Source organism: Saccharothrix sabaoui, from assembly GCF_051756985.1.
GTDB lineage: Bacteria > Actinomycetota > Actinomycetes > Mycobacteriales > Pseudonocardiaceae > Actinosynnema.
Window position 1 is genome coordinate 1 of record NZ_JBPKJK010000305.1, and the last position, 4,367, is coordinate 4,367.

5 protein-coding genes are annotated in these 4,367 nt (G+C 75.7%); 3 read left to right on the forward strand and 2 right to left on the reverse strand.

The features are described from left to right. Positions 1-11: 11 nt before the first annotated feature. Positions 12-623: a LysE family translocator gene (locus ACR807_RS41245; RefSeq protein WP_438926996.1), complete on the reverse strand. Its 612-nt coding sequence runs from the start codon at positions 621-623 to the stop codon at positions 12-14. Positions 624-800: 177 nt separating this feature from the next. Here ACR807_RS41245 and ACR807_RS41250 point away from each other — a divergent pair, with 177 nt between their 5' ends. Continuing rightward, positions 801-1,538: a serine protease gene (locus ACR807_RS41250; RefSeq protein ID WP_438926997.1), complete on the forward strand. Its 738-nt coding sequence runs from the start codon at positions 801-803 to the stop codon at positions 1,536-1,538. Positions 1,539-1,558: 20 nt separating this feature from the next. After that, positions 1,559-2,014, forward strand: coding sequence for a GNAT family N-acetyltransferase (locus ACR807_RS41255; RefSeq protein WP_438926998.1), 456 nt, complete (start codon positions 1,559-1,561; stop codon positions 2,012-2,014). On the opposite strand, the gene ACR807_RS41260 is transcribed toward ACR807_RS41255, so the two are convergent. Next, entirely contained in the window at positions 1,968-3,146 is a 1,179-nt protein-coding gene (locus ACR807_RS41260; RefSeq protein ID WP_438926999.1) for an 8-amino-7-oxononanoate synthase, read from the reverse strand. The two genes, ACR807_RS41255 and ACR807_RS41260, sit on opposite strands and share 47 nt — an antisense overlap. A gap of 36 nt (positions 3,147-3,182) precedes the next feature. Between ACR807_RS41260 and ACR807_RS41265 the strand changes: the two genes are divergently transcribed. Then, on the forward strand, positions 3,183-4,367 hold a 1,185-nt coding region (locus ACR807_RS41265; protein WP_438927000.1), incomplete at its 3' end, for a cytochrome P450.

A 4,367-nucleotide genomic window follows, 5' to 3' on the forward strand; every position in this document is an offset into this window, starting at 1 on the left:
TCGGGGGAGGGTCAGAGGACGAGCCCGACCGACATGGTCGCGAACACCGTCGCGCACACCGCGTCCAGCGCCGTCGTCACGCCCGGCCGCCGCAGCGACCCGCCGACCCGTGCCGCGGCCACCACGATCGTCAGCTCCCACAGCGCCGCGAGCCCCAGGAACACGGCGGCGAGCATGCCGAGCTGCCACGTCGGGTCGCCCGTGCCGATGAACTGCGGCAGGAACGCCAGCGAGAACAGCAGCATCTTCGGGTTGGTGATGTTGGTCAGGAACCCCTGCCGGAACGGCCGGTCCGCGACCACCGCCGCCCCCTCCCCGTCGGAGCGCCGCAGGAGGAGCCCGCGCGCGATGGACAGCGCCAGGTAGAGCAGGTAGGCCGCGCCGATCCAGCGCAGCGAGGTCAGCACCGCCGGGTAGCGCGCGACCACCGCGCCCAGGCCCGAGATGACCAGGGCGACCTGGGTGAACGCGGCGGTGTGGATGCCCGCCAGTGCCCACAGACCGGCCCGGGTGCCCGCGCGCATCGAGGTGCGCAGCAGGAGGAAGGCGTCCACCCCGGGCGTCAGCACGACCACCGCGCACGCGATGAGGAACGCCGGGAGCTGGGTGAAGTCCAGGTGCATGGGAAACCCCCCTCGTGATCCGGACAGATCGGCGTGATCTGTCTCTCAAGCCTTCAAATCTTCGGCTCTACGGCATCCTAACAACAGATTTTCCGGTTTTGATCCCCCGCTGACGCTCACCTCGCCGGTCCGCTACGGTCGGTGCCCGATCGACCACCTGTCGTAGAGGGGTACGCCATGCGCATCAGCGCGCCGGTCTTCGCGGTCCTCGTGCTGGTCCTGTCCGCGGTGCCCGCGGACGCGGTCGTCGGCGGTCGGGAGGCGCCCCCCGTGCCGTGGGCCGTCGCGCTGGTCGACCGGGCGGGCGGGTTCTTCTGCGGCGGCGCGCTGATCGGCCCCGACGAGGTCGTCACCGCCGCGCACTGCACGGTCGAGCGCACCGCGCTCACCCGGCGCGACCGCCGCCCGGAGGAGGTGACCGCGCTCGTCGGCCGGGCCGACCTCGACGGGGACGCGGGGCACGCCGTCGAGGTCCGGGCCGTCTGGCGGCACCCCGACTTCACCGACGTCGCCTCCGGCCACGACGTGGCGGTGCTCACCCTGGCCGAGCCGGTGCCCGTCCACCCGGTGCGCGTCGCCGACACCGGCCCGGCGCGGGCCACCGTCTACGGCTGGGGCCGCACGGGCGAGCTGAAGGCGCCCAGCAGGCGGCTGCGGCAGGTGGACGTGCCGATCCGCACCGACGCCGAGTGCGCCGCCGCCGTCCCCGCCTACCAGCCGGACGGGATGCTGTGCGCGGGCTACCCCGAGGGCGGCAAGGACGCGTGCGAGGGCGACTCGGGCGGCCCGCTCACCGCGGCCGGCGCGCTGGTCGGCGTCGTGTCCTACGGCCGCGGCTGCGCGCGCCCCGACCAGCCGGGCGTCTACACCCGGCTGAGCCGCTACCTGCCCGAGCTGCGCGGTCGCGGCGACTGAGGCTGTGGTACCAAGGCCGCGTGAGCCAGTCGCCCCACGCCACCCTGCGCAGGCAGTGGTCGGCGGACCTGACGCCCGAGCAGCTCTACGCCCTGCTCGCCCTGCGCGTCGACGTGTTCGTGGTCGAGCAGGACTGCCCCTACCCGGAGCTGGACGGCCGTGACCTGGAGCCGGGCACCCGGCACCTGTGGATCGAGTCGGTCGGCTCCCCCCGGCCGGAGGCGTACCTGCGGCTGCTGGAGGAACCCGGCGGCGGCTTCCGCATCGGCCGCGTCTGCACCGCCCGCGCCGCCCGCGGCCGGGGCCACGGCCGCCGGTTGGTGGACGCGGCGCTGGCCGAGGTCGGCGACGCCGACTGCGTGCTGGACGCGCAGACCCACGTCACCGACTTCTACGCCTCGTTCGGCTTCGAGCCGGAGGGCGCGGAGTTCATCGAGGACGGGATACCGCACCTGCGGATGCGCCGGTCTCGCTGATCACCCGCACGACCCGCTCGACGTCGGCCCCGGTGAGGTCGGCGCGGGCGGTCAACCGGAGCCGGGAGACCTGGTCGGGCACGGACGGCGGCCGGAAGCAGCCGACGACCACGCCCTGCGCGCGGCATGCCTCGGCCCAGCCGAACGCCGCCTCGGCCGACGGCGCCTGGACCGACACCACGGCCGCGGTCGGCGTGCTGACCCGCAGCCCCTTCTCCTTCAGCCGGAACGCGAGGTCCTGGGCCACGTCCAGGGCCCGCCCCGGCCGGTCGGGCTCCTCCCGCAGCACCTTGAGCGCGGCCAGCGCCGCCGCGGTGCTCGACGGCGCGAGGCCGGTGTCGAAGATGAACGTGCGCGCCGTGTCGACCAGGTGCCGGATCACCCGGCTCGGGCCGAGCACCGCGCCGCCCTGCGCGCCGAGCGACTTGGACAGCGTCACCGTCGTCACCACGTCCGGGGACTTGGCCAGGCCCGCCGCGTGCACCGCGCCGCGCCCGCCCTCGCCGACCACGCCCAGGCCGTGCGCGTCGTCCACGACCAGCGCCGCGTCGTGCTCGCGGCACGCCGCCGCCAGCCCGGCCAGCGGCGCGAGGTCGCCGTCCACCGAGAACACCGAGTCGGTGACGACCAGCGCCCGCCGCTTGCCGCGGGTGGCCAGGGCGTGCGTGACCTGCGGCACGTCGCAGTGCCCGGCGACCACCACGTCGGCCTTGGACAGCCGGGTGCCGTCGATGAGCGAGGCGTGGATGTGCTGGTCGGCGACGATCGCGGTGCCCGGCCCGGACAGCGCGGTCAGCACGCCGAGGTTCGCCGCGTAGCCGGAGGAGAACACCAGCGCGGACTGCGCGCCGCAGAAGTTCGCCAGCTCGTACTCCAGCTCGGTGTGCAGCTCGATCGAGCCGGTGACGAGGCGCGACCCGGTCGAGCCCGCGCCCCAGCGCAGCGAGGCCGCCGCGGCGGCGCCCATCACCCGCTTGTCGCGGGCCAGGCCGAGGTAGTCGTTGGACGCCAGGTCGAGGTCCGTCGAGTCGGCCGGGCGGGGCCGCAGCCGGCGGGCCAGGCCGGCCTTCGCGCGGGCCTCGGCCCGCGTGTCGATCCAGTCGAACACCGACTCGCCTGTGTGCGCACTCACGCCGGCAGTGTCGCACCCGGCGGCTACCGTGCCGGCGTGGACCTCTTCCAGCACGGACCCGGCGACCTGCGCGAGCTGCGCGAGACCGCGCCGGTCCACCGCGACGGGTGCACCGGGCTGTGGCTGGTCAGCCGCTACGACGACGTGCGCGCCGCCTTGGCCGACCCGCGCCGGTTCCGCCCGGACAACGCGCTGGACGCGGTGGTCCCCATCCCCGGCCCCGTGCTGCGGGTGCTGGCCCGCGCCGGGTTCTCGCTGCCCCCGACGCTGGCCAACAACGGCACCGCCACCCACGCCGACCTGCGCCGGCTGGTGGCCCGCTTCCTCACCCCCGCCCGGGTCGCCGCCCTCGGGCCGCGCGTCGCCGAGCTGACCCGCGAGCGGCTGGACCGGCTGTCCGGCCACGCCGACCTGCACCCGGCGCTGGCCCGCGACCTGCCCGCGGTCGTGCTGCTGGAGGCCCTGGGCATCCGCGACGTGGACGTGACCGCGCTCAAGGCGTGGAGCACGGCGTCCCTGGAGCTGTTCTGGGGCGACGTCACGCCGGGGCGGCAGCGCGAGCTGGCCGGACCCGCCGCCGCGTTCCACCGGTGGCTGACCTCCCGGATCAGGGCCGCGGACGGCGGGGACGACCTGTTCGGGGCCCTGCGCGCGGCCGGCGTGCCGCCGCGCGACGCCGCCGGCCTCTGCTACTTCCTGCTGATCGCCGGCCAGGAGACGACGACGCAGCTGCTGTGCGCGGTGTTCCACGCGGTGCTGCGGCACGGCGACCTGTGGTCCCGGCTCGACGAGCCGGGGTTCGCGGCGGCGTGCGTGGAGGAGGTGCTGCGGCGCGAGCCGCCGGTGACCACGTGGCGGCGGGTGACCGCCGAGCCGGTGACCCTCTCCGGCGTGGACCTGCCCGCGGGCGCGCCGCTGCTGCTCATGCTGATGGGCAGCGGCTCGGACCCGGAGGTGTTCGACGACCCGGAGCGGTTCTGCCCGGCCCGGCCGAACAACCACCGCCACCTGGCGTTCGGCCACGGGCGGCACTTCTGCCTGGGTGCGGGCCTGGCCCGGCTGGAGGCGGAGGTGGTGCTGCGCGAGACGGCCCGCCGCTTCCCGGACCTCCGCCTCGCGTCCGCCGAGCCGCCGCCGCTGCTGAACCTGCTGTCGTTCCGCGCGCCGCTCAGCGTCCCGGTGCTGCTGGGCGAACCGGCGCCGCTGGGCGAACCGGCGCGG